Below are 22,167 nucleotides of genomic sequence, written 5' to 3' on the forward strand. Positions count from 1 at the left end.
GTTTAGCGGGCCGGGCGGCGCCGTCGGTAGAGGATACGGTTCATGCTCTCAACATGGCGCTCCGGCTGAAACCCGACCTTCTGCAGCAGTTTCTGGGATGCTACATTTTCCGGGTGCGCAAACGCTGACACCAGAGGCAATTCGATCTTGATATCGGCTACCTCAAGCGCTGCCAATGACAGTTCCGCGCCGTATCCTTGGCCCCAAGCTTTGGGATGAAAGAAAAACGCGAGCTCTGGCCCCCATCCTGGGTCGAACGGATCATCATACAATCCACCCCAACCGATAACTTCTGGCTGTCCCTTCACACGAACTGTCCAAGGAGCAAATCCGTCACGCCGGCGGCGCCACTCATGGACCGCAATCCGCCGTCGGCATGACGCCAGGTTCTTGTCAATTTGGGTGAACTGCATTGCCCGCGGATCCCCAAGAAAGCCGTAAAGCCCTGGCACCTCGGAAAGTTTGGGGCTCGTGAGCAGCAAGCGGTCAGTCTCGGCATTCCCGCTCAAGGGTATTTTCCTTTCAACAAGACACCACCTGACCGCCATGCGGTGTGTTTTTTCGATCCGAAAAACTGCCACAAATCGACATATCTGATTGAAAACACTCCAGCCGAACCGGCTTGTTTGGCACTATTTTGCCCTATGGCGCAAATTTAATCACGCCCAAATTATATACTAAACCACTGATGTTCCAGCAATATTATTGCTGAGTTTTACACTCTACTTTTTAATTGTTCTAAAAATATTTGACTAACTGTTCAAATTTTTGCCCAATACCCCAACGAGCAACCTCAAAAGAACGAAGGATGCCGTTCCCAAAAACGATCGCCAACCTTCCGGAGATCTTCATGACCCAGACCAAAGCCGGCCCCGATATTGCCGCCGGACGCTTGCCTCAGGAAGCATATGCTGAGAACTTCAGCGATCTGCATCCGCTGCTGGAACCGCACGAGGCACAGGTCGAGGCAGACCGGTGCTACTTCTGTTACGACGCACCTTGCATGCAAGCGTGCCCGACCAGCATCGACATTCCGCAATTCATCCGCCAGATCTCAACGGGCAATCCGACTGGATCTGCGAAGACCATCTTTGACCAGAACATTCTCGGCGGCATGTGCGCCCGGGTTTGCCCAACCGAGACCCTGTGCGAACAGGTCTGTGTGCGCGAAGTCGCGGAAGGCAAGCCGGTTCAGATCGGTCAGCTCCAGCGCTATGCCACTGATCACTACATGGCCGAAAATGAAACGCAGCCGTATCAACGGGCGGACAGCACTGGCAAAAAAATTGCCGTGGTCGGCGCCGGTCCGGCTGGTCTCGCCTGTGCACACCGTCTTGCAATGCACGGTCATGATGTGACCCTGTTCGACGCACGCGAAAAGGCGGGCGGCCTGAACGAGTTTGGCATTGCGTCCTATAAATCCGTCGACAACTTTGCGGCCCGTGAAGTCGAGTTTGTTCTCTCGATCGGCGGCATCGAGCTCAAGACCGGATCGCGTCTTGGCGATAATCTGAACCTCGCGGATCTGCGGGCGTCCTACGATGCCGTGTTCCTCGGCATTGGTCTTGGCGGCGTGAATGCGCTTGGCCTCGACGGCGAAGATAAAGGCGGCTCTCTGGATGCTGTCGACTACATCGCCAATCTGCGGCAGGCCGATGATCTCGGAAAACTTCCTGTTGGCCGGCGGGTGGTCGTTATTGGCGGCGGCATGACCGCGGTCGATATTGCGGTTCAGACCAAGCTGCTTGGTGCCGATGATGTCACCATTGCCTATCGGCGCGGTCAGGATCGCATGAACGCATCCGAATATGAGCAACACCTTGCGCAGACCAATGGCGTCAAGATCATGACTTGGGCACAGCCCAAGGCACTTGTGGCTGCAAACGGCTCGGTTACGGGGATTGAACTGGAACGGACACAGGATCAAGATGGATCCCTAACCGGAACCGGTGAGATCGTAACGCTTGAAGCTGATATGGTCTTCAAGGCCATCGGCCAGACCCTAGTGGACACGGATCTCGGTGGCGCCCTGACCCTCGAAAAGGGTCGGATTGTGGTGGACGCGGACCGCAAGACCAGCCTCGATGATGTGTGGGCGGGCGGCGACTGCGTTGCCGGCGGCGAAGACCTTACGGTTGCAGCCGTCGAAGACGGCAAGATCGCTGCGGAAGCCATCAACGCCGCGCTGAGCGCCTGAACGGCCGAGGGAGAGACACATGGCTGATCTGACGACAAATTTTATCGGCATCAAGTCGCCGAACCCGTTCTGGCTGGCCTCTGCGCCGCCGACGGACAAGGAATACAACGTTGTTCGCGCCTTCAAGGCGGGCTGGGGCGGCGTTGTCTGGAAAACGCTTGGCGACGGTGACCCAGTCGTCAACGTCAACGGGCCGCGCTACGGTGCCATTCACGGCAAGGACCGGCAGCTGATCGGGCTCAACAACATCGAGCTGATCACCGACCGACCGCTGGAGGTCAACCTTCGGGAAATCAAACAGGTTAAACGTGATTGGCCGGACCGTGCGCTGGTCGTGTCGCTGATGGTTCCCTGCGAAGAGCAAAACTGGATCGACATCCTGAAGGCCGTTGAAGACACCGAAGCAGACGGTGTGGAACTCAACTTCGGCTGCCCACACGGCATGAGCGAACGCGGTATGGGATCTGCTGTCGGTCAGGTGCCGGAATACATCGAGATGGTCACGCGCTGGGTGAAAAAGCACTCCCGCATGCCCTGCATCGTCAAACTGACGCCGAACATCACCGACATCCGCAAACCGGCGCAGGCCGCAAAAGCGGGCGGCGCAGACGCGGTTTCCCTGATCAACACGATCAACTCGATCGTTAGCGTTGATTTGGATGCCATGTCACCAGCTCCCATGGTCGACGGCAAGGGCGCTCACGGCGGCTATTGCGGCCCAGCCGTGAAACCGATCGCGCTGAACATGGTGGCCGAAATCGCCCGGGATCCGGAAACGCATGACCTACCGATCTCCGGCATTGGCGGCGTGACCACATGGCGCGATGCGGCAGAGTTTATGGCGCTTGGCGCCGGATCCGTTCAGGTCTGCACCGCGGCTATGACCTACGGCTTCAAGGTGGTTGAGGACATGATCGAAGGCCTCAGCGACTGGATGGACGAAAAGGGCTATACGTCGGTTGATCAGGTCGTCGGCCGGGCGGTTCCGAACGCCTCCGACTGGCAGCATCTGAACCTCAACTACATCGCCAAGGCCAAGATCAATCAGGATCTGTGCATTGAGTGCGGCCGCTGCCACATTGCCTGTGAGGACACCTCGCACCAAGCAATTACCAATATGGTCGACGGCGTGCGCAAGTTCGAGGTGATCGACGAGGAATGCGTCGGCTGTAACCTTTGCGTCAACGTTTGCCCGGTCGAGAACTGCATCACCATGGAGCAGATGGCCCCTGGGACGGTTGATCCGCGCACTAACAAGGTCGTGGAAGAGAAATACGCCAACTGGACAACCCATCCGAACAACCCGATGGCGGTGCCCGAAGCTGCGGAATAAACCCGACTGCAAAAATATGAAAACCAACGCAGGCAAGGCTTCCTTGCCTGCGTTGGTTTGTTTTGGGACGGTTGACCTACAACAATGCACCACAAGGCGTAATCGAAAGTGGTGCGTTGCCGTCCCGGCCTTGAGCCGGGATCGTATCTGAAAGGCCCCGGATCAAGTCCGGGGCGGCAAAGATCAAGTGGCCTGCGTTTTTGTTACCGCTTGCCGTAATAAAGCCCAACGACATGTTCCGCTTCGGCGAAGAACAACCAGCGCGAGGCAAACGTTCCGATCAGGAAGGCAATTCCTGCAAGGGCGACAACCGGCAGGCTGGCAGGCAACAGAGCGATCAGCACGATCGGCAGCACGCAATTGAGAGCGAACGCGATGATCCGCAGCTTCTGCGCATGCTTGCGGCCGACCGTGAACACCATTTCCTTCAAAAGGTAATTTGTCCCCGTATGAGGCGGCTCAAACAGGCGTACCTTGCCCCGCTCGCCGAGTCCGGTCGCGGTCTCCATTGTGTGTCCGTGCTCGGAAAAACGGCGGTCGCCAAAAATCCAATAAAGGCTCTGAATCAAACCGGCTATCCCAAGCAGCAGAACGGCACCCAATCCTTGCCCGGCAAGGATGGCACCACCCGCCAGGGATAGGGACACCAGATGCAGGGGTGTCAGCCAATGGTTCCAGCGCGGCACAGTGGCAAGCTGCGCATAGATCATCGCGGTGGCATACACTGTTGCAACACAAAGCAATGCACCAGTCACGCCAATCGGCGCCAGCGTTATGTCGAAGAAAACGGCTGCAAAGCCGTGGATCCCCATGAAGACAAGCGCAAGCACGGAAAGCCAGGCCTCACGCGACAGCCAGCTTGATCGCCACTGGGTGAAGGCCAGGAGACTGCGCTGCGGATTGCCGAGGTGAAAGGTTGCCGAAAGCAGCCCGCCGACAGCGAGCGCAAAGCCGATCAGATAAGCGAAAAACGCTGTCCAGCCGGTTACCGCCGGAAGACCAAGACCTAGCCAGGCAAGGAATCCGAATCCGAGCCCGGACAACACAGTGAAAATGATGACTGAGGGAGCAGGATGCATCAGAGCGCCTCCAATGCTTTGTCGAGCCAGCGCAAAAAGCCCTTTGGCGTTTCGGCAACTGGCTGCATCGTGTCCGAACCGGCCGATACTTCCGCGAGCTTATCCTTCGGTCGCGGGGGAAGATATTTGTTCACCGGCTTGGTTCCCTGTTCGGGCATCAAATCGAACCCACCGCGCTCGGCCACAAGGCGGGACACATCGCTGTCCGGATCGCCGAGATCCCCGAAATGCCGGGCGCCAGCGGGACAGGTTCTGACACAGGCCGGCACCCGGTCCACCTCTTCCAGGTTCTCGTTGTAGATCCGGTCAACGCAGAGGGTGCATTTCTTCATAACGCCCTCGGCCTGATCAAGCTCCCGGGCCCCGTAAGGACACGCCCAGGCACACAGGCCACAGCCAATGCAGGCGTCTTCATTGACGAGCACAATGCCATCTTCCCGGCGTTTGTAGCTGGCGCCTGTCGGGCACACGGTGACGCACGGCGCATCATCGCAATGCAGGCATGACTTTGGAAAGTGGATCGTCTGGGCCGGCCCGTTCTCCGGCTGAACCTCGAAGGAATGGATGCGGTTCAGAAACGACCCGACCGGGTCCTTGCCATAGGCGTCCATATCACTCAGAGGCGCGCCATAGTTTTCCGTATTCCAGCCCTTACAGGCGGTCACACAGGCATGACACCCGACGCAGGTGTCGAGATCGATAACGAGACCGAGCTTCTTGTCTGTTGTTTCCGGCAACTGGGTCATGAGCGCACCTGCTGTCGAACGGTATTCGGGCCTGTTCCAACCGGGGACTTGATGGGATCAAAAGCCGGTTGGCTTTCCGGGGGTGGCTCCGCACGCTCGATCCGTACCCGCAGATCGAACCAGGCAGCTTGTCCGGTAATCGGATCGGAGTTTGACCACCTGAGGCCATCGCCTTTCGGCGGCAACAGCTCGTGGATCAGATGATTGAGCAAGAAGCCTTTGGTTGCCTCCGGCGCATCCCCATCCAGCGCCCAAGCGCCTTTTCGTTTGCCGATGGCGTTCCATGTCCACACGGTGTTTTCATTGAGCGCTGCCATGTGAGTAACCGGCACAACAATCTCCCCATGGGGCGAGGTTACCTTTGCCCAATCACCTTCTGAGAAGCCATTTTCTTCCCAAATTCGGGTTGGCACATAAAGCGGGTTCCGGCCGTGGATCTGCCGGAGCCAGGCATTCTGACTGCCCCATGAATGATACATCGCCATTGGCCGCTGGGTAAGCGCATGAACCGGATAGGCGTCCGGGTCCGCAATGGTATCGCTGAGTGGTGGATACCAAACCGGCAACGGGTCGAAGGCTTGCCTGACTTGATCTCTCAAACGATCTGGCGGTTGCCGGTCGCCGTGCCCTTCTGCGGCCAGCTGGAACCGGCGCATGGGTTCGGAATAGATCTCAAAGAGATAGGGCTGCGGGCTGTCGAACAGACCCAAGCTCACCGCCCAGTCCTGATAGGCTGCATTCCAAGGCTTATAAAACGCGGCTTCCTTCGGGATATGCTCGACGAAGAAACTGCCGTTTTCGATGTAGCGGTCCAATTGGGCGGGATTGACCTCACCGCGGCCAGCTTGCTCGCCATTCCCACGGAAACCGGCAAGCGGGCCGATCCCCGGCCTTCGCTCGTGATTGACAATGTAATCGGCATAGTCGGCATATTTGGCACTGCCGTCTTCATTGACGAAACCGGGCAGGCCAAGCCGTGCGCCGAGATCCACCAGGACGGATTGGAAGCCACGCACGTCGCGGTCAGGCTCAATCACCGGCCAGCGGATTGCATCGGCTGCCGCATCCGCCTCGCAGATCGGTCGGTCCAGCAGGCTGATGCAGTCGTGCCGTTCCAGATACGTGGTGTCCGGCAGGATCAGATCCGCATAGGCGACCATCTCCGAGGAATAGGCGTCCGAATAGATGATCTTGGGGATCACATAGTCGCCGTTCTCATTTTTGTCCGTCAGCATCTCCATGACACCACGGGTGTTCATGGACGAATTCCAAGACATGTTCGCCATGTAGAGAAACAGCGTGTCGATCTTGTAAGGATCGCCCGCATGGGCGTTGGAAATCACCATATGCATGAGGCCATGGGCCGACATCGGGTTTTCCCAGGAAAACGCCTTGTCGATCCGCGCCGGCGTGCCGTCGTCTTTCAACGCCAGATCGTTCGGGCCGCGGACGAAGCCAAGATGCGGGCCATCCAGCGGACAATCCGGCTGGCTCTTGCAATGGGGCGTGGGATGCGCCGTGACCGGTTTTGGATAAGGCGGTTTGAACCTGAAACCACCCGGAACCTCGACTGTTCCCAGAAGGATCTGCAGCACATGCAGCGCCCGGCAGGTCTGGAACCCGTTGGAGTGGGCAGAAACCCCGCGCATGGCGTGGAAACTCACCGGCCGTCCCGGCATGGTCTGATGGGTTTCCCCGCGAAAATCGGTCCAGGGTTGGTCGATCTCGAATGCTTCTTCGAATGCCACGCGGGCAAGCTCTGCGGCAACAGCCCGGATCTTGCCGGCAGATACCCCGCACGCTTCGGCGACCGTCTCCGGGGCGTAGGCATCATCCAGATAGCGCTCCGCAAGATGCTGAAAGACTGTCCTGCAGGACACGCCATCTGCGTCATATTCTGCACCGAGATCCGGTCGGACACCTTTCTGGTCGAATGGTGCCGGTTTTCCGGTCACCCGGTCGATCACAAGGGATTTGCCGTCAGCATCTTTCAGCAGCAATCCGTGGTCGTCAGACCCTGGATTGTCGATCACCAAACAGGGGGCATTTGTGAAGCGGGCCAGATACTCAAGATCGATATGTCCAGTTCTCAAAAGCACATGGCAGAGAGACAAAATGAACAGTCCATCCGTGCCCGGGGTGATTCCAACCCACTCATCGGCAATGGCGTTGTAGCCGGACCGGACCGGGTTCACACCGATGACCTTACCGCCCCGCGCCTTCAGTTTGCCGAGGCCCATCTTGATCGGATTGGAGTCGTGATCCTCTGCCACACCGAACAGCATGAAGAGCTTCGTGCGATCCCAATCCGGCTGCCCAAATTCCCAAAAGGCGCCACCGATCGTGTAGATACCGCCGGCTGCCATGTTGACCGAGCAAAAGCCGCCATGAGCGGCATAGTTGGGGGTACCGAAGTTCTGTGCCCAGAAACTGGTGAAGCTCTGGGATTGGTCGCGACCGGTGAAAAATGCCAGCTTTTCAGGAGCGGTCTTGCGGATGGGCTCCAACCAGGAAACGGCTGTTTTCAGCGCTTCTTCCCAGCTGATTTCCTCAAATTCACCCGACCCACGCGGGCCTGATCTCCTGAGCGGTTTGCGCAATCTGGACGGTGCGGTGACCTGCATGATCCCGGATGCGCCCTTGGCGCAGAGCACGCCTTTATTCACCGGATGATCCCGATTGCCCTCGATGTATGCGACTTTCCCGCCCTTTAAATGGACGTTGATCCCACATCGGCAGGCACACATGTAACAGGTGGTTTTTCGTATTTCATCGGAGACAGCCGGAGACGTCTCCACCATCGGTTGACTATGATTGAGCACATCCCCTCCCAAGGCGTCTCTAGAAATCGCATCCTGCCAAACTGCGCCACAGCGAAATCTGAGTTTCATTTGGGCGTTTTTATGAGTACGGCTTTCCAACTGAAGACTTGAGTTGGCTTGACGTCAAGAGGGGCAGAACACTTCTGCGGTTGAAGTGCGCCCCTGTACATCTTCGCGCAATCAGAATGCTCGGGTGCGCTTCTGACGGCCTAGGCATGGATCACAAGATGGGCTAGCGTTCGCAAATTCTGTCCGGAGGCCCCATTGGATTCAAACCGCCTGCTTCTCACATGTTCCATTGGCCTTTGTGCCGTCGTCGGCTTGTGGGGTGTCATCGACCCGGAAGGCCTACAGGCCATCGCGCGCGAGATCGTTGATCAGTACTTCATAAGCCGCGGCTGGTTCGTGATGCTGTCTGTCACGATCATGCTGCTGTTTTGTCTTGGTCTGACCTTCAGTCGTTTTGGCGACATCCGCCTCGGTGCCGATGATGTCCGGCCGGAATATTCGACACCGACCTGGATCGCCATGCTGTTTGCCGCCGGCATGGGTGTCGGTCTGTTGTTTTGGGCGGTGGCGGAGCCCCTGACTCATTTTGCGTTCTTGAAAGACAAGACGTCAGTCCCGGAAGCTGCCGATTTCGCGCTGCTGGCGACAAACTTCAACTGGGGCATTCATGCCTGGGCGATTTATGGCACGACGGCGCTGGCGATTGCTTATTTCAGCTTCCGGCGGGGCACGCCGATGCTGGTCAGTGCGCCTATCAAAAGCCTGTTCCCGGGCGAGAAGTGGGCCAATCTTGTTGGCTGGTTTTCAGACTTCATGGCAATTGCTGCAATCGCGATCGGGGTTGGTGGATCGATTGCAATGGGTGTATTTCAGGTTGCCGATGGAGTATCGGTGCTTGCTGGCACCCAGACGGCGGCGCCGTGGCTTGTCGGCTTGATTTTTGTTGTCATGGTCATTGCATATATTCCGCCCCTGATGGTCGATCTCAGCACCGGCATGGCAAAGCTTTCCAACATCGCCATGAGCCTTGCGATCGCCCTAGTCGCTTACACAGTTATCATGGGCCCGAGCGAATTCCTGATGAATTCGGTGATCGGCGGTATTGGCATGTACATTGCCGATGTCATCCCCGCCGGCTTCCGCACCTTTACCTTTTACGGCGACGAGATCGGCCGGTGGTTTCAGGACTGGACACTCACCTACATGGTTTGGTGGATCGCTTGGGGTCCGTTCGTCGGGGTCTTTGTCGCGCGGATTTCCAAGGGCCGCACGATCCGTGAATTTGTTCTCGGCGTCCTGATCGGCCCGACCCTGTTCTCCACGATCTGGTTTGGCGCTTTTGGCGGTGTTGGTATCTTTGAGACCCTCAACGGCAAGGGCGAGTTACTGGCTTTGACACAGACCAACGTAGAGCGCATGACGTTCGCTCTCCTTGATCGCCTGCCCTTGGCCACCTTGACCACATTAGCAACCATTCTAGCAGCCTTCCTCTTCATTGTGACGAGCGTGGTGAGTGCCGCCTTCGTTCTCGGCATGTTTTCAACGGGCGGCAATCAAAACCCGAGCACAAAGATCAAGGTCATCTGGGGCGGCTTGCTGGGCATTCTCGGGGCAGCGATGATCCTCTCGGGATCCATGTCGGCCGTGAGGACACTTATCGCTCTCGGTGCGCTGCCTTTCGTGTTTATAACGATGCTGCTGCTGGTTTGCCTGATAAAAGCGCTCATCCTCGACAATCCCAAGGAGGCTTGAAAATGCTTATCGGTGATCCCGTCGATACACTTATGAACCTGGGAACTTTCGCGTTTATCGGCTTCCTTGCCTGGATCCTGATGCGCAAAACGCCAAAAAGTTAAACACTTGAAGACGGAATGCGTCAGCTGGCGCGTTTCAAACCGCTTTCGGCCAACGGCGCTGGCCGGTCGAACAAATAGCCTTGAAGATATTCGCAGCCCGCATTGACCAGAAACTCCCGCTGTTCTCGGGTTTCAACACCTTCGCCAATGGTTTTCATTCCCATGACCTTGGCAATGCCGAGAAGCGTGCGGACCAGCATGTCGTTTTCTTCACTGATCCCAATCCGTGCCACAAAGCTGCGGTCGATCTTCATCGTGTTGAAGGGGTATTTGTGCAGATAACTCAAGCTGGAATACCCGGTCCCGAAGTCGTCAATCGCCAGACCGATATTCATGTCACGGAGTTCAGCAAAGACCTTCTGGGTGCACTGGTCCTCCTCCAGCACCAGGTCTTCCGTGATCTCAAGCAGCAATTGGTCAGCAGACAAACCATAGGTCATCAAAAGATCAGCGACGTGCTCGGCAAACCCTTCTTTCTGGAACTGGCTTGAGCTCACGTTGACAGAAACACCGGTTCCGCCCCAATTGCTGGCGTCGCGGATCGCCCGCTCCAACACCCAATTGTCGATTTCGGATGTAAACCCAGCTTCCTTTGCAATGGGCAAAAACAACCCTGGAGAAACAAGCCCCCGTTCGGGATGGCGCCAGCGAATAAGAGCTTCAGCATGTGCTCGTTCGCCCGTCTCGGAAACCACGATCGACTGATAAAACAATTCAAACTGATCGTCCTGAAGGGCAGTCGCCAGCTCACTGCGGAGCTGTCGGCGTTCGCAGCGCTCCTCATCCATCCTATTGTCGAACAGCCTGTAAGACCGTTTGCCTTCGGCCTTACACCTTTGAAGAGCAACATCAGCGGATCGGATGATGTCGAGTATACCTCGGCCATGGTCCGGAAACCGCGCGATCCCTGCACTGCAGGATGCATCGATCAGGCGTCCTTCAAACTCAATTGGCTCGATCAGGTCATCAAACAATCCAACCAGATTGCTCGGGAAGTGGTCTTCCCCGACCCGGCCTTCTACCAGAATAACAAATTCGTCGCCACCGATCCGGCCGATCAGCGCATCCGGCCCAAGACGCTTTCGTATCCGGACTGCTTGGCTCATGATCAGCCAATCTCCAGCCATATGCCCATGGATGTCGTTGACTTCTTTCAAGTTATCCAGGTCCAGATAAACAAGACTGGCGCCGTTTATGCGCACGTCTTCGGATGACAAGCGCTTGCCGGCTTCCTTGTAAAATTGCGCACGTGTGGTGAACCCGGTCATGGAATCGTGAGACGCTGCCCGACGCGCTTCCTGCTCCTGCACCGCCAGTTCACTCTTGGCCTGTGTGATCTGACGTAAAGCCGCCAGAACCATGATCAAAATGGTTCCAAGAGATAAAAACAGCACCGGGATCGAAGACACGATAACCCCGGTTGCACGGCTGATCGGATTCCAAACAAGCAGAGCCACACTCGAACCCGCTGCATTCTTTAACGGAATTCCGATCATCCCTTCTGGAACTTCATCCAACAACTCAAGTTGTTCAACAGGCAGGATGGACAGCAGCTCAGCCAATCTGCGGTCGTTTAGCTTGAAAACAGATATCAGGATGTATGGCTCCTGATAGACCATCGGAATACCGCCAGGATCGGGGACGATCGCAAAAGCGGTTACAAGGCTTGGAATGCCGTTAATCCGGAATACATCCGATCCATTCAGATCAGCCAAATCACCGGCGAACAGAATATCCCCGGCTTCATTCGCGGTGAGTCCGGCGAGATAATTGTTACGTATCAGCTGCAACGCATTAGCAAAGTCACTGCTCAGGATATGCTGAAACACCGGTTGCGCCGGTTCGCCTGACCGGCTGGCAGAAAATGTCAGGCCATCACTCGGCTCTATCAGTCCCGAAAAGTCGGGTGAAAAGTCACCGACCATATCGACGCCAAACCGGTCTGATATCCAGTTCGCATCTGGTTTGGAAACAACATTGACGTAAGCGGCATTGGAGGCAGCGTACCGCTCCATCTCGTCGACGAGCGATTGCTGGTAGCTGTCAAAAATCCGAGAAACCGCCATGACTTCGCGCTGCGCGGTTTCCTTTTCGGCGATCCAGACCTTGATGAAGACTGCCCCGAAAACAACCAACACGATCGTGAATAAAACAGGCACGACAGCAACTGGCGCGACAAATAGCGTATTTATTCCAATGCGTCTTTTTACGATGCTTTCTCGGTTTTCACTTCCGTCACCATAGATCGTTTCGTCATTTTTATCGTCAATAATACCCATATTCTATCCAGATCTGGACGATATGAAGTAGTATTTAAAGGTAATTCTCTAATTTTCTCTCAATACGTGTAAAACAACAAAAAAGCCGGAGCGGATAACCCGCCCCGACTTCAGAACTATTTGAGCGATAGATGCTTCGCTTAGAGCTTGTCTGTCACTGCCGTTGAAGTCGCGCCCTCCGGCTCCTTGGTAATAACTGGATCAGACCCACCAGAAAGGAGAGACTTCACGGTCCGCTCATAGGCGGCCATGTCTAACTTGCCGTCAGACCCATCGACCAGCTTGTTGATCTCGCCAACCATCCGGATCTGATGCTTTTCAGTCTGAGCACCGGTGGCGTCGTTTTCCAGAACGATTTCAGCTGCTTCTTCCGGATTTTCGGCAGCATACGCCCAGCCCTTCATAGAGGCTTTTACAAAGCGCGCCAGCTTGTCGACCATTGCCGGGTCTTCCAGGCTGGACTCCAGGACATAGAGGCCATCTTCAAGGGTCGCGACGCCCTGGTCTTCATATTTGAAAACCACCAGCTCTTCCGCCGGGATGCCCGCGTCGATGACCTGCCAATACTCGTTGTAAGTCATCGTGGAAATGCAGTCGGCCTGCTTCTGTAGCAACGGATCCACATTGAAGCCCTGCTTGAGAACCGTCACGCCACCGTCACTACCGTCAGTCGGAATGCCAAGCTGGCTCATCCAGGACAGGAACGGATATTCATTGCCGAAGAACCAAACGCCAAGTGTCTTGCCGCGGAAGTCCTCCGGAGAAGAAATTCCGGTTTCCTTGCGGCATGTCAGCATCATCCCGGACTTCTGGAATGGCTGGGCGATGTTGACGAGCGGCACGCCCTTTTCGCGCGATGCCAAAGCTGACGGCATCCAGTCGATGATGACATCTGCACCGCCCCCGGCAATCACCTGCGGAGGCGCAATATCCGGACCGCCGGGTTTGATTGTGACATCAAGGTCTTCCTCTTCGTAGAAGCCTTTGTCTTTGGCGACGTAGTAACCTGCAAACTGGCCTTGCGTAACCCATTTCAACTGGAGCGTCAGCTCGTCGGCAGCCTGAGCACCGGTCGCAAACAGACCAGCGCCAAGGACCGAAGCCAGTGCCAGACTTTTGAGTGCCTTCATTGCCATTCCCCTATTGGTTATGGGCGTGCCTTGCTGGCTCCGCCCGTCTCTGGAAGTCAAACCTTGCCGGGAACAAAGGAATGAGCATCTCCCTCACGCTCTTGCACATTCCCCGCAATATGGCCGCGCTGCACTGTGCGGACGTTTCGCCTTCTTCACAGACAGCCTGACCAAATGGTCAAGAAAATCTAGAAAGCTGCCAGCTCTCTGGTCAAGACTATTTTTTAGTCATGCGGATTTTTAATTCTCAAAACCGGTTAATTCGCTCATATTGTTTCTATTTTCCGAAATCCACTCCTGCACGCATTGCCTTTACATTGGCAATTCCTGCAGTATCCATCACACTGGCTCTCGGTGGATTGCGGGCCGGCTTCATACTGATGGACAACCGCCAAGACGTGCAAGGTCTTTCCATGATCGACAAATCAACCCTCGTCTATACAGCCCTACCAATCCCCGACCGCCGGGCTTTTTCCGATAAAGACATGCGCCAGCGCGCCGACGAGTTTCTGGAAGATGTCCGTACACGCCATACGGTCCGCCAATTTTCCGACAAGCCAGTGGACCGCAGTGTGATCGAAACCTGCATACGGGCAGCTGGCACGGCTCCAAGCGGGGCAAACCATCAGCCCTGGCACTTTGTTGCCATCCGCAATCCGGCCCTCAAACGCCAAATTCGAGAGGCCGCCGAAGAAGAAGAGCGAAAGTTTTATGATGGCGGCGCGGGAGATGCCTGGATCAAGGCGCTGGAACCGATTGGGACCAATGCCCACAAACCGCATCTGGAAATCGCCCCATGGCTGATAGTGATCTTTGCACAGCGTTGGGGCACGTATGATGATGGCACACGCTACAAACACTACTATGTTCCTGAAAGCGTCGGGATCGCGACTGGTGTGCTGATCACGGCTTTGCACCATGCGGGTCTCAGCACCTTGACCCATACGCCCAATCCGATGCGGTTTTTAAATGATATCCTGGACCGCCCGGAAGCGGAAAAACCCGTCATGATCCTTGCCGTTGGCCACCCGTCAACCGATGCAACCGTTCCTGCCGCAGCAAAAATCAAAAAACCGCTTGAAGAGATCTTAAGCGTTTTTGATATGGAGTCTTAACAGCAAAACTGGCACTTCCAAATGCGACAGCCGACGACCAAAAGGCTAGGCGGTGCTTGTTCTTCGCTCAGCTGTCGTCTTCGTGGACAATCTCAGTTTTGAAGCGGGGACGTCGGACGTGAAAATCATTCAGACTGAAGTCACCGACAATCTCGCTGACGAACAAGGCTGAATGTTGCAGTGACAGCTGGACGACGATGACCGTGTCACCTTCTGCAAGCGTTGGAAAATCAAAATTATCCAAGTCATCATCTTTCAAAAGCGCGTTGTCATCATTGCTCTCCGACCAGTGGACCTCCAACTCGTCCTCATCATCGAACAAATTGCGGACACTCGAAACCGTCATGGTGAAATTGCTGTCGGTCGCGTAGTTTCCGAGGATCGACTCCGCCGTGGCTTGAATGAGATCGAAGTCATCCCTGGTGAACTCAGTACCAGTGAATCGTGTCACCAGATCTGTTGTCACGCTCGCTGCGCGTTCGAGCTGGCGAGAGGCCCGAAATCCGTCGAACAAACTGGCGGTGTTCAAGAAGATCAAAATCAACACGGGGAAAATAAGCGCAAACTCGACAGCTGCGGTTCCGTTTTTATCGGCTTGGAAAGTCCAGATCCGTTTGAGAAAGGTCCGCATCGCTAGAAAGGCTCGTTCATAAATGCCATTGACGATATCATCTCAAACCGATCGTTGTCGGTTTTCGAGAGCGCCAGACCAAATCCCAAACCGGGTGTGTAGACATCTGTCGTGACACAGGCACGCATGAACACAATGCTGTTAGCAGCGCCCGGGCTGAAATTCACGACAGGTTCGAAGTCGTCGCCTTCATCGCGGCAGACCGCATTTGTTGCCGGCAGGTCTACCAGGCTGGAAATCTCGGTGAGCTCGATCGTGATGTTGTCGGTGCAATTCGGGACGACAATGCCAACGACGTCGCAGATATCTTGCTCAAGATCGTCACTGGAAACCGTGTTGTTGGCCAAGCCTTGGGTAACCGCTCCGATGTAGACAGATTTCGACGTCGTATTTACAGCATGATCCAGCATCGCCATGCGGATGAACACCATACCCATCTCGAAACATGATAAAAACAGCGCGAAAAACGGCAGGCCGATCAACGCAAATTCGATCGCAGTCGCGCCGTCTTTCTTTTTCAATAATTTCCGGAACACACGCATTAAAATGCACCTAGCCGGAAATGCGGAGACTGTTGACCGAAGCAGCAATTGCTTCAAATGCGTCTTCGATGTTCAAACCTTCTACGAAGTAATAATTCGAAACACTAGATGCACAGTATTGGAGAAGTTTATCCGGCAAGGAACCGCTATTTATCTGAAAACCTATTGTATATACTTGGACGTTATTGTCGTTTAGATATTCACAAACGCGTTTAAAATAAGCAACAGAATCATCAGCTTTACTGGAAGCGGTGTTTATATTGCCCTTGGATACGATAGTTTGCTGAGTGCTGTTTTTGATTTTTCCAGTAGTTGTATAATCCCTTGGCCGAAACTGAGCAGTAATCGCGCCGTCTGTCATAATCACAGCGACCTTTAATGTGTCCTCATCGTTGAAATCGGCGGGTCTGTCTGGAAAGTTTCCGCCCAGCAGCCCCTTCATGTCACTGGACAGCACCTTCGCTCCCCAGAGTGTTCCAATGTCCATGCCGGTGCCATCAGACAAATCCATGTCGTCAATCAATGCCTTCAAGGCGGTTTCGTTATTTGAGTTCAACACCATTGCGGAATCTTCAGACGGGCACCAAGGATTGGTGGCCACCCACTTTGTGAAGTCCGGCACTTGCGGACGGCTGTTTGCCGGAATGGCCGTCAAGTCGAAATCATCATCGGTATACTCGATGCACCCCTTTCTCTCCGTAGAGAACATAAACTTTCCATAAGGACATTTTTGTTAACGTAGTACTCAGCAGGCAAAGGCGAGTCGATAACCCCTGCGGTCGATGCGTTGACAGCGTAGGAATCATAGAAATCCCCGATGTTAACGGTCCCTCCAAACGGTATGATGCTCAGGGACGTGTAATCCCGATCATCATCGTTCAACATTGTTTCAATAAATGATTTCGCGGCCGACCGCAGGTTGGTAATTTTTGAGCCGCCCATGGACGATGAAATATCAAGAACGACCGACACTTCGACATTTGTTGCCGCCTGCTGGGCCACTGAAGACGCAGCGACACTCGTCTTATCAATTCCGGCCAGCTTCAAGATCGTCATTTCGATATCAACGGTGGCAGTGATCTCGACGGACTTTGCGTTGAGGCTGTCCGTGACATTCCCCATCGTCAGGTTCAAAGTTGTCCAAGGCGCGGTGTCGGGCAGGTTGGCTCGGACATACTCGTCCACCGTATCTTCGATACTCGCGGTGTTGCTCAAAGAAGCGGCCGCTAGCGTCGCCGAGTCCAACGTGGATTGAAGTTTTGCCTGAGCGGTCGTCATACGGACCACGTCAAGGCTGCCAATCGTGATCAGCATGAGCGGCACAAACGCCAAAGCTGTCAAAATGGCGACATTACCGGACTGATCCGCCCCCAAGTTGGAAAAACGGGACGCAAGTTTTTGAAGAAGTGAGGGCAATTGCGAAATCCGTACTCTAGAAATGCCTTACAGCGGTGACACCAGTTTTCTCGCCCTGAACAGTTCACGGCTGATCAGTGGTCGGCACAGTATTTTTGAAATAACAATCCGACCACTTCTATAAAGTTAATCTGAATAAATAAATTAGATATGGTTACACTTGCCTGAACGCAGTTTTATTGCCTATTTTTTGTTCATAATACGTATTTTTGCCAATATCTATGTAGGGCGAGCTCCGAATTTGATCATTCGCATAAAAAAGCAACTTCCTTCTTTTCCAGATAAAAGTGCAATTGGCCGCAAAAAACTGTGATCACAAGTCTGTGTTTACGGAACGATAAGCACGCCCTCGCGTTCGTTCAGTTGATGAATGAAAGCAAAAAAGGACTTCCCTATGACAGCAGGCGACACCCGCACCATGTCTTTTTCGAAATCAAAAGCTTGTTCCGTTTGCGGAGCTCTAACGCTCTTGGGCGCGTCAGCCGCACTCGCTCAAGACGAGATCGTCATCGGTGGTAAAGCCGTACCTGTCGAGGAAGACTCTTACAAATGTGACATGACCGCTGAGGAAATCCCGGATGACCTGAGCATCAAACGGCTGGCAAACCTATTTCATCCGGGATCCGCGCTGAGTTTGCGCGACATGTACGTAGCCGAAAATGGCGAGGAAGTCTGGTACCGGATCTCCACATTAATCCCGAAAACGTTTCCCATGGAAGCAGACCACCGGCTGGTCCTGTCTCAGTGGCACGAGCGGCTGAGAGCAGGTGGCCATAGCCTGCGGCCCAACATTTCGCACCGGCTTTGGAACGGCCGATTTGTCGTGACCCTTTGGAGCGACGACGTCATCGAGCAGCTTGGCACTATCGAAGGAGACGGCCAGATCCTTTATTCGGAGCCACGGATCGACCAGGGCGTCTACCACGAATATGTCTACCGTGTTGTGTGGTCGCCAGAAAATGATGCCGGATCGACTCCTGGATGCGGCAGTGTCCGCCCCGGCGGGAGACCTGTGACAGCGATTGGCAGGACATGATTCAGTTTGAAGGCACAAACGGCTATTCCAACGACAAGGTAGACGGCTATTATTTCAAGTACGGGCTCTATACCGTGAGTGACTTCGACGTGCCGTTTACGGCGTTTCACAAGGATTACTGGAGCGGACCAACCGCTCAGAGCATCGGATTGTCCGATCCGATCTTCAAATGAGCCCGGCGAAAAATATGTCTTTCGGCTAACATGTTAACGCAGTCGGGAGGGCTATCCTCCCGATCGCGTTGCTCAGCAGCCACGATATCTAAAGCATCTGATGGGCGTAGCGCTCCAGATGGTGGTCCGTATCGCCGAACGCCTTTTCTGCAACCATGGCCCGTTTCACGTAATCCCCAAGCTCATATTCATCCGTCATGCCGATCCCGCCATGCATCTGGATCGCATTTTGACAGATCACCCGCCCCCGTTCACCAAGGTAGACCTTGGCGGCAGAGACCGCTTTCTTCCGAATTGGGGCGTCCGGGCTGTCGGCAGTCATGGCAGCTTCAAACACCAATGACTTGGCATGCTCGAAATCAATCATCATTTCGGCGAGTTGATGCTGAAGCGCCTGAAACTCGCCAATCGGACGGCCGAATTGGGTGCGGACCTTCAGATACTCTGTCGTCATGGCGATGATTTTCTCAAGCGCTCCCAAGGCTTCGGCGCACAGCGCTGCCGTCCCTAGATCTGCGATATGCTCAATGAGGTCTGCCGCCTTGTCTTTCGGACCAAGCATATCGGATGCAGCGACACGAACATTCTTAAGCACAATGTCCGCACCGGTCCGGCCATCTGCAAACCGGTAGGGTTTTATCTCCACACCGCTTGCGTCCGGCTGTACGAGGAACAAGGTGAGACCATCCGGATCAGACGCGGTTCCGGAGGTTTGGGCCGACACGATCAGAATATCCGCTGATGGAGCACCGATGACCGCTGTTTTCCGGCCGGAGAGCCGGTAACCATCGCCGTCCGGTTCTGCACGGGTCGCAACGCTTGAAAGGTCAAACCGACTTTCCGGTTCCAAAAACCCGACTGCGGCGCGTTTGGAGCCATCCGCAATGCCAGGCAGAAAAGCGTTTTTCTGATCTTCCGTTCCAGCCAATTGAAGGGCGCCACCGCCCAAAACAACGCTTGCCGTGAACGGCTCGAGCGAAAGGTGACGCCCAAACTCGACGGCTGCGACCATCGTGTCGACGGCGGTGCCGCCAACGCCCGCATAAGCCTCTGCGATGGGCAGGCCCAGCATTCCAAGCTCACTGAGCGCCCACCAGATCTCGGGATCATGGTCCTGATCACCGGCTATGAGAGACCGGCGCGCAGCCTGGCTGCATCCATCGCTCAACAGCTTGCCGAGACTGTCGGAAATCAGGGATTGTTCTTCAGAATAATTGAAATTCATGATGCCGGTCCGCTTAGCTCAGGAGTGTTTTTGAAATGATGTTCTTCTGAATCTCGGTCGAGCCGCCATAGATCGTTGCCTTTCGGCGATCGATATAGGCCGGCATGCGCGGGATTGCATAATCCGGCCCGACAGTGTCGCCGTTCCACGCCGGATCCATAGCCGCTTGCTGCCATGGCAAGGCATATGCTCCGACCGCATCCATCTGCAATTCAGCAATGCGCTGCTGCACCTCGGTGCCCTTGACCTTCAAAACGGACGGGAAGGCTCCGTTCAAACCCGTTCCATTGCCGCTCAACATCCGCATGTTGGTCAGTTCCAATGCCCTGAGGTCGATCTCGAGCCGCGCGATCTTCGCCGCAAACAGCGGATCCTCAATCAATGGTTTGCCGTTTTTTTTCTCTGTCCGGGCGATATCCAGAAGCTTTTCAAACTCGGCCTTGCAGCCGCCGACGCCCGCAATCCCGGTGCGTTCATGCCCGAGCAGGAATTTGGCATAGTCCCAGCCCTTGTTTTCTTCGCCGACCAGGTTTTCCGCCGGGACCCGGACATTTTCCAGAAAGACTTCATTGACCGAATGCATGCCGTCAAACGTGATGATCGGGCGGACGGTGATGCCGGGGGTTTTCATGTCGATCAGAAGGAACGAAATTCCCTGCTGTTTCTTGGCCGCATTGGGATCGGTTCGCACGAGGCAGAACATCCAATCGGAAAAATGCGCGTATGACGTCCAGATCTTTTGTCCATTGACGATATAGCTGTCACCGTCGCGAACGGCTGCCGTTTTTAAGGACGCCAGATCCGAGCCGGATCCGGGTTCGGAAAAGCCCTGGCACCACGGCACTTCACCGCGGGCAATCCCGGGCAAGTGACGGGCTTTCTGGTCCTCGCTGCCAAATTCGATGATCACCGGGCCGACCATGTTGACACCAAACGGCAGAACACGGGGTGCCCCGGCAAGGTAGGCTTCTTCATCGAAGATGTTCACTTGCATCGGTGTCCAGCCGCAGCCCCCATGTTCCTTGGGCCAGCGGGGTGCAAGCCAACCCTTTTGCCCAAGGATACGCTGCCAGCGCATGAAGTCCTCGCCGTCAAGTTTTTGTCCTGCCCTAACCTTGTCGCTCAAGCCTTTCGGCAGTTCCGCCTCCAGAAAGGTCTTTACCTCGGAACGGAAAACTTCGTCTTCCGGCGTATAATTGATGTCCATGCCTCACTCCCAATTTGATTTTTTTGCCTCTACGCGCCGGCCGCTCCCCCAGCGGCTTCGACGCCAATGGCTCTTACCGTCCCGCGATCAGCCGTTTGGCGGTATAGGTGATCACCGTTTCCCCATTTTGATTGACGATGTCGTTGCGCGTCGTCACCACAGCGCGGTTGCCCTTGCTGGTTTGACGCACCTCCAACACGTCCACGATGGCGTGAACGGTATCGCCGGCCGCGACGGGTGCCAGAACCTTCTTGTCGACCTCCAGGAGCGCCAAGCCGGTCGCCTGGATCAGGGTCTGGCACTGGATGCCCTCGATCAACGTGTAGGTCAGTGCTGCAGGTGCGACCCGCCCGCGAGCCGCGACACCCTGCCCAAAGGTTTGATCGGTAAACAGGACTTCGGTCATGCCGGTCACACCGACAAAGGCGATAATGTCTGCTTCCGTAATCGTGCGTGCCAATGTCCGGTACCGGTCACCAGCAGCAAAGTCCTGCCAGTAGAACCCCGGTCCGACGAGCCGTGGAGATTGGGTCATGCGTCCAAACACTCTCATAGGTGCGTGGCCGGGGTTCCGGAACACCCGATCACGTTTTCATAAGTATATTTATTATTATATTGCGAACTAATTCCCTGGCAAGCGTTTAAAGCGATCTAGCAGGCTCAACGCTCTTTGCAGGGTCAGTCAAAACAGAACACGAACAGACCGCTGGCTTTGAAAGCCAGCGCTTGGTTTCGATATTTCTTTGAAGAGTTAACTCAACCCGGCTTAAGCGCAAGATCCACTCAACCGGCCTTGAAGGTTCTGCCGTGCCTTGCGCAGGGTCGTGATCAGATGCTCAATGTCACTGTCATCGACACCCTCGAATGTGACTTCATTCATTTGGCGCATGCTTTCGCCGATTTTCTTCCAGACTTCCTGCATCTTCGGCGTCAGCCAAACACGTTTGGCCCGGCGATCCTTTTCATCCGGTCGGCGCTCCACATAGCCTTTGGCTTCCAACCGATCCACGAGACCGCTGATCGTGACCGTTCCGATATCCATCCGGGAAGCCAGATCCGTCTGCGTCAGTCCATCATCCTTGTGAAGATGATTGAGCAGAAACACCTGCACATGGGTCAGGTCGTACTCGGTTGCCAGCTGATCAAAAAGAATCCGGCGGAAACGGGCAATGTCGCTGAACAAAGTTCCGAGTTTGCGATCCAGGTCGTGCATGTGTGTCCAATTTCAGGTTTGCCAGAACCGATTTCATCAGCGGATTTTCTGCACCCGCTGCTTGCCATCGGACCGGCCAAAGTCTTTATCCCTGCCTTAACGGCGCGCGATCCTTAGCAAAATATATACATGCGAACAATCGTCTGTTGGTCGAGGGT

The 22,167-nt window shown here is 55.1% G+C and carries 20 protein-coding genes; 6 read left to right on the top strand and 14 right to left on the bottom strand.

Going from position 1 to position 22,167, the window contains the following annotated elements; translation table 11 throughout:
- Window positions 1–2 precede the first annotated feature (2 nt).
- A complete protein-coding gene (locus ACQY4Z_RS11370) occupies window positions 3–509 on the bottom strand; it encodes a GNAT family N-acetyltransferase (RefSeq protein WP_428529307.1) in 507 nt (168 codons plus the stop codon).
- 341 nt (window positions 510–850) lie between these two features.
- Between ACQY4Z_RS11370 and ACQY4Z_RS11375 the strand changes: the two genes are divergently transcribed.
- Both ACQY4Z_RS11375 and preA read left to right on the top strand, forming a co-directional pair.
- On the top strand, window positions 851–2,197 hold the full coding sequence (locus ACQY4Z_RS11375; protein ID WP_428529309.1) for an NAD(P)-dependent oxidoreductase: 1,347 nt from the start codon (window positions 851–853) through the stop codon (window positions 2,195–2,197).
- 19 nt (window positions 2,198–2,216) lie between these two features.
- A complete protein-coding gene (gene preA, locus ACQY4Z_RS11380) occupies window positions 2,217–3,530 on the top strand; it encodes an NAD-dependent dihydropyrimidine dehydrogenase subunit PreA (protein WP_428529311.1) in 1,314 nt (437 codons plus the stop codon).
- Window positions 3,531–3,733: 203 nt separating this feature from the next.
- Here the strand turns inward: preA and ACQY4Z_RS11385 are convergent, their stop codons facing one another.
- Genes ACQY4Z_RS11385 through ACQY4Z_RS11395 form a run of 3 tightly spaced genes read right to left on the bottom strand, consistent with a single transcriptional unit; the run spans window position 3,734 to window position 8,156 of the window.
- Window positions 3,734–4,609: a dimethyl sulfoxide reductase anchor subunit family protein gene (locus ACQY4Z_RS11385; RefSeq protein ID WP_428529313.1), complete on the bottom strand. Its 876-nt coding sequence runs from the start codon at window positions 4,607–4,609 to the stop codon at window positions 3,734–3,736.
- Entirely contained in the window at window positions 4,609–5,355 is a 747-nt protein-coding gene (locus ACQY4Z_RS11390; RefSeq protein ID WP_209180844.1) for a 4Fe-4S dicluster domain-containing protein, read from the bottom strand. The genes ACQY4Z_RS11385 and ACQY4Z_RS11390 overlap by 1 nt, the downstream gene beginning before the upstream one ends.
- Window positions 5,352–8,156 (bottom strand): molybdopterin oxidoreductase family protein, encoded by a 2,805-nt coding sequence (locus ACQY4Z_RS11395; protein ID WP_428529530.1) that lies wholly within the window; start codon window positions 8,154–8,156, stop codon window positions 5,352–5,354. The genes ACQY4Z_RS11390 and ACQY4Z_RS11395 overlap by 4 nt, the downstream gene beginning before the upstream one ends.
- A 285-nt stretch (window positions 8,157–8,441) precedes the next feature.
- Here ACQY4Z_RS11395 and ACQY4Z_RS11400 point away from each other — a divergent pair, with 285 nt between their 5' ends.
- On the top strand, window positions 8,442–9,938 hold the full coding sequence (locus tag ACQY4Z_RS11400) for a BCCT family transporter (RefSeq protein WP_428529315.1): 1,497 nt from the start codon (window positions 8,442–8,444) through the stop codon (window positions 9,936–9,938).
- 124 nt (window positions 9,939–10,062) lie between these two features.
- Here ACQY4Z_RS11400 and ACQY4Z_RS11405 read toward each other — a convergent pair whose 3' ends face one another.
- Window positions 10,063–12,321 carry a putative bifunctional diguanylate cyclase/phosphodiesterase gene (locus ACQY4Z_RS11405; RefSeq protein ID WP_428529317.1) on the bottom strand — a complete coding sequence of 753 codons (2,259 nt, stop codon included), beginning with the start codon at window positions 12,319–12,321 and terminating at the stop codon, window positions 10,063–10,065.
- A gap of 140 nt (window positions 12,322–12,461) precedes the next feature.
- Complete coding sequence (locus ACQY4Z_RS11410) at window positions 12,462–13,451, bottom strand: ABC transporter substrate-binding protein (protein ID WP_133949476.1); 990 nt, start codon at window positions 13,449–13,451, stop codon at window positions 12,462–12,464.
- 413 nt (window positions 13,452–13,864) lie between these two features.
- Between ACQY4Z_RS11410 and ACQY4Z_RS11415 the strand changes: the two genes are divergently transcribed.
- Window positions 13,865–14,566, top strand: a complete 702-nt coding sequence (locus ACQY4Z_RS11415) for a nitroreductase family protein (RefSeq protein ID WP_428529532.1) — start codon at window positions 13,865–13,867, stop codon at window positions 14,564–14,566.
- A gap of 67 nt (window positions 14,567–14,633) precedes the next feature.
- On the opposite strand, the gene ACQY4Z_RS11420 is transcribed toward ACQY4Z_RS11415, so the two are convergent.
- From ACQY4Z_RS11420 to ACQY4Z_RS11435, 4 genes are read right to left on the bottom strand one after another with little or no spacing between them, the layout of a single operon-like run.
- Window positions 14,634–15,197, bottom strand: coding sequence for a TadE/TadG family type IV pilus assembly protein (locus ACQY4Z_RS11420; RefSeq protein WP_428529320.1), 564 nt, complete (start codon window positions 15,195–15,197; stop codon window positions 14,634–14,636).
- A gap of 2 nt (window positions 15,198–15,199) precedes the next feature.
- Window positions 15,200–15,718 (bottom strand): TadE/TadG family type IV pilus assembly protein, encoded by a 519-nt coding sequence (locus ACQY4Z_RS11425; RefSeq protein WP_428529322.1) that lies wholly within the window; start codon window positions 15,716–15,718, stop codon window positions 15,200–15,202.
- A 31-nt stretch (window positions 15,719–15,749) separates the two neighbouring features.
- Entirely contained in the window at window positions 15,750–16,394 is a 645-nt protein-coding gene (locus ACQY4Z_RS11430; protein ID WP_428529324.1) for a hypothetical protein, read from the bottom strand.
- Window positions 16,391–17,155 (bottom strand): pilus assembly protein TadG-related protein, encoded by a 765-nt coding sequence (locus tag ACQY4Z_RS11435; protein ID WP_428529326.1) that lies wholly within the window; start codon window positions 17,153–17,155, stop codon window positions 16,391–16,393. Before ACQY4Z_RS11435 ends, ACQY4Z_RS11430 begins: the two co-directional genes overlap by 4 nt.
- A 394-nt stretch (window positions 17,156–17,549) precedes the next feature.
- Here ACQY4Z_RS11435 and ACQY4Z_RS11440 point away from each other — a divergent pair, with 394 nt between their 5' ends.
- Both ACQY4Z_RS11440 and ACQY4Z_RS11445 read left to right on the top strand, forming a co-directional pair.
- Complete coding sequence (locus ACQY4Z_RS11440) at window positions 17,550–18,191, top strand: heparin lyase I family protein (RefSeq protein ID WP_428529328.1); 642 nt, start codon at window positions 17,550–17,552, stop codon at window positions 18,189–18,191.
- Window positions 18,188–18,364 (top strand): hypothetical protein, encoded by a 177-nt coding sequence (locus ACQY4Z_RS11445; RefSeq protein WP_428529330.1) that lies wholly within the window; start codon window positions 18,188–18,190, stop codon window positions 18,362–18,364. Before ACQY4Z_RS11440 ends, ACQY4Z_RS11445 begins: the two co-directional genes overlap by 4 nt.
- Window positions 18,365–18,452: 88 nt before the next feature.
- Here ACQY4Z_RS11445 and ACQY4Z_RS11450 read toward each other — a convergent pair whose 3' ends face one another.
- The 4 genes from ACQY4Z_RS11450 to ACQY4Z_RS11465 form a co-directional block, all read right to left on the bottom strand.
- Window positions 18,453–19,589 (bottom strand): acyl-CoA dehydrogenase family protein, encoded by a 1,137-nt coding sequence (locus ACQY4Z_RS11450; protein ID WP_428529332.1) that lies wholly within the window; start codon window positions 19,587–19,589, stop codon window positions 18,453–18,455.
- A gap of 13 nt (window positions 19,590–19,602) precedes the next feature.
- A complete protein-coding gene (locus ACQY4Z_RS11455) occupies window positions 19,603–20,796 on the bottom strand; it encodes an acyl-CoA dehydrogenase family protein (protein WP_428529334.1) in 1,194 nt (397 codons plus the stop codon).
- A gap of 73 nt (window positions 20,797–20,869) precedes the next feature.
- Window positions 20,870–21,331, bottom strand: a complete 462-nt coding sequence (locus tag ACQY4Z_RS11460) for a MaoC family dehydratase (protein WP_428529336.1) — start codon at window positions 21,329–21,331, stop codon at window positions 20,870–20,872.
- A gap of 231 nt (window positions 21,332–21,562) precedes the next feature.
- Window positions 21,563–22,009 carry a MarR family winged helix-turn-helix transcriptional regulator gene (locus tag ACQY4Z_RS11465; protein WP_428529338.1) on the bottom strand — a complete coding sequence of 149 codons (447 nt, stop codon included), beginning with the start codon at window positions 22,007–22,009 and terminating at the stop codon, window positions 21,563–21,565.
- Window positions 22,010–22,167 lie beyond the last annotated feature (158 nt).

Origin of the sequence: Roseibium sp., assembly GCF_965276855.1 — a bacterium.
In the GTDB taxonomy this organism is placed as follows: Bacteria; Pseudomonadota; Alphaproteobacteria; order Rhizobiales; family Stappiaceae; genus Roseibium.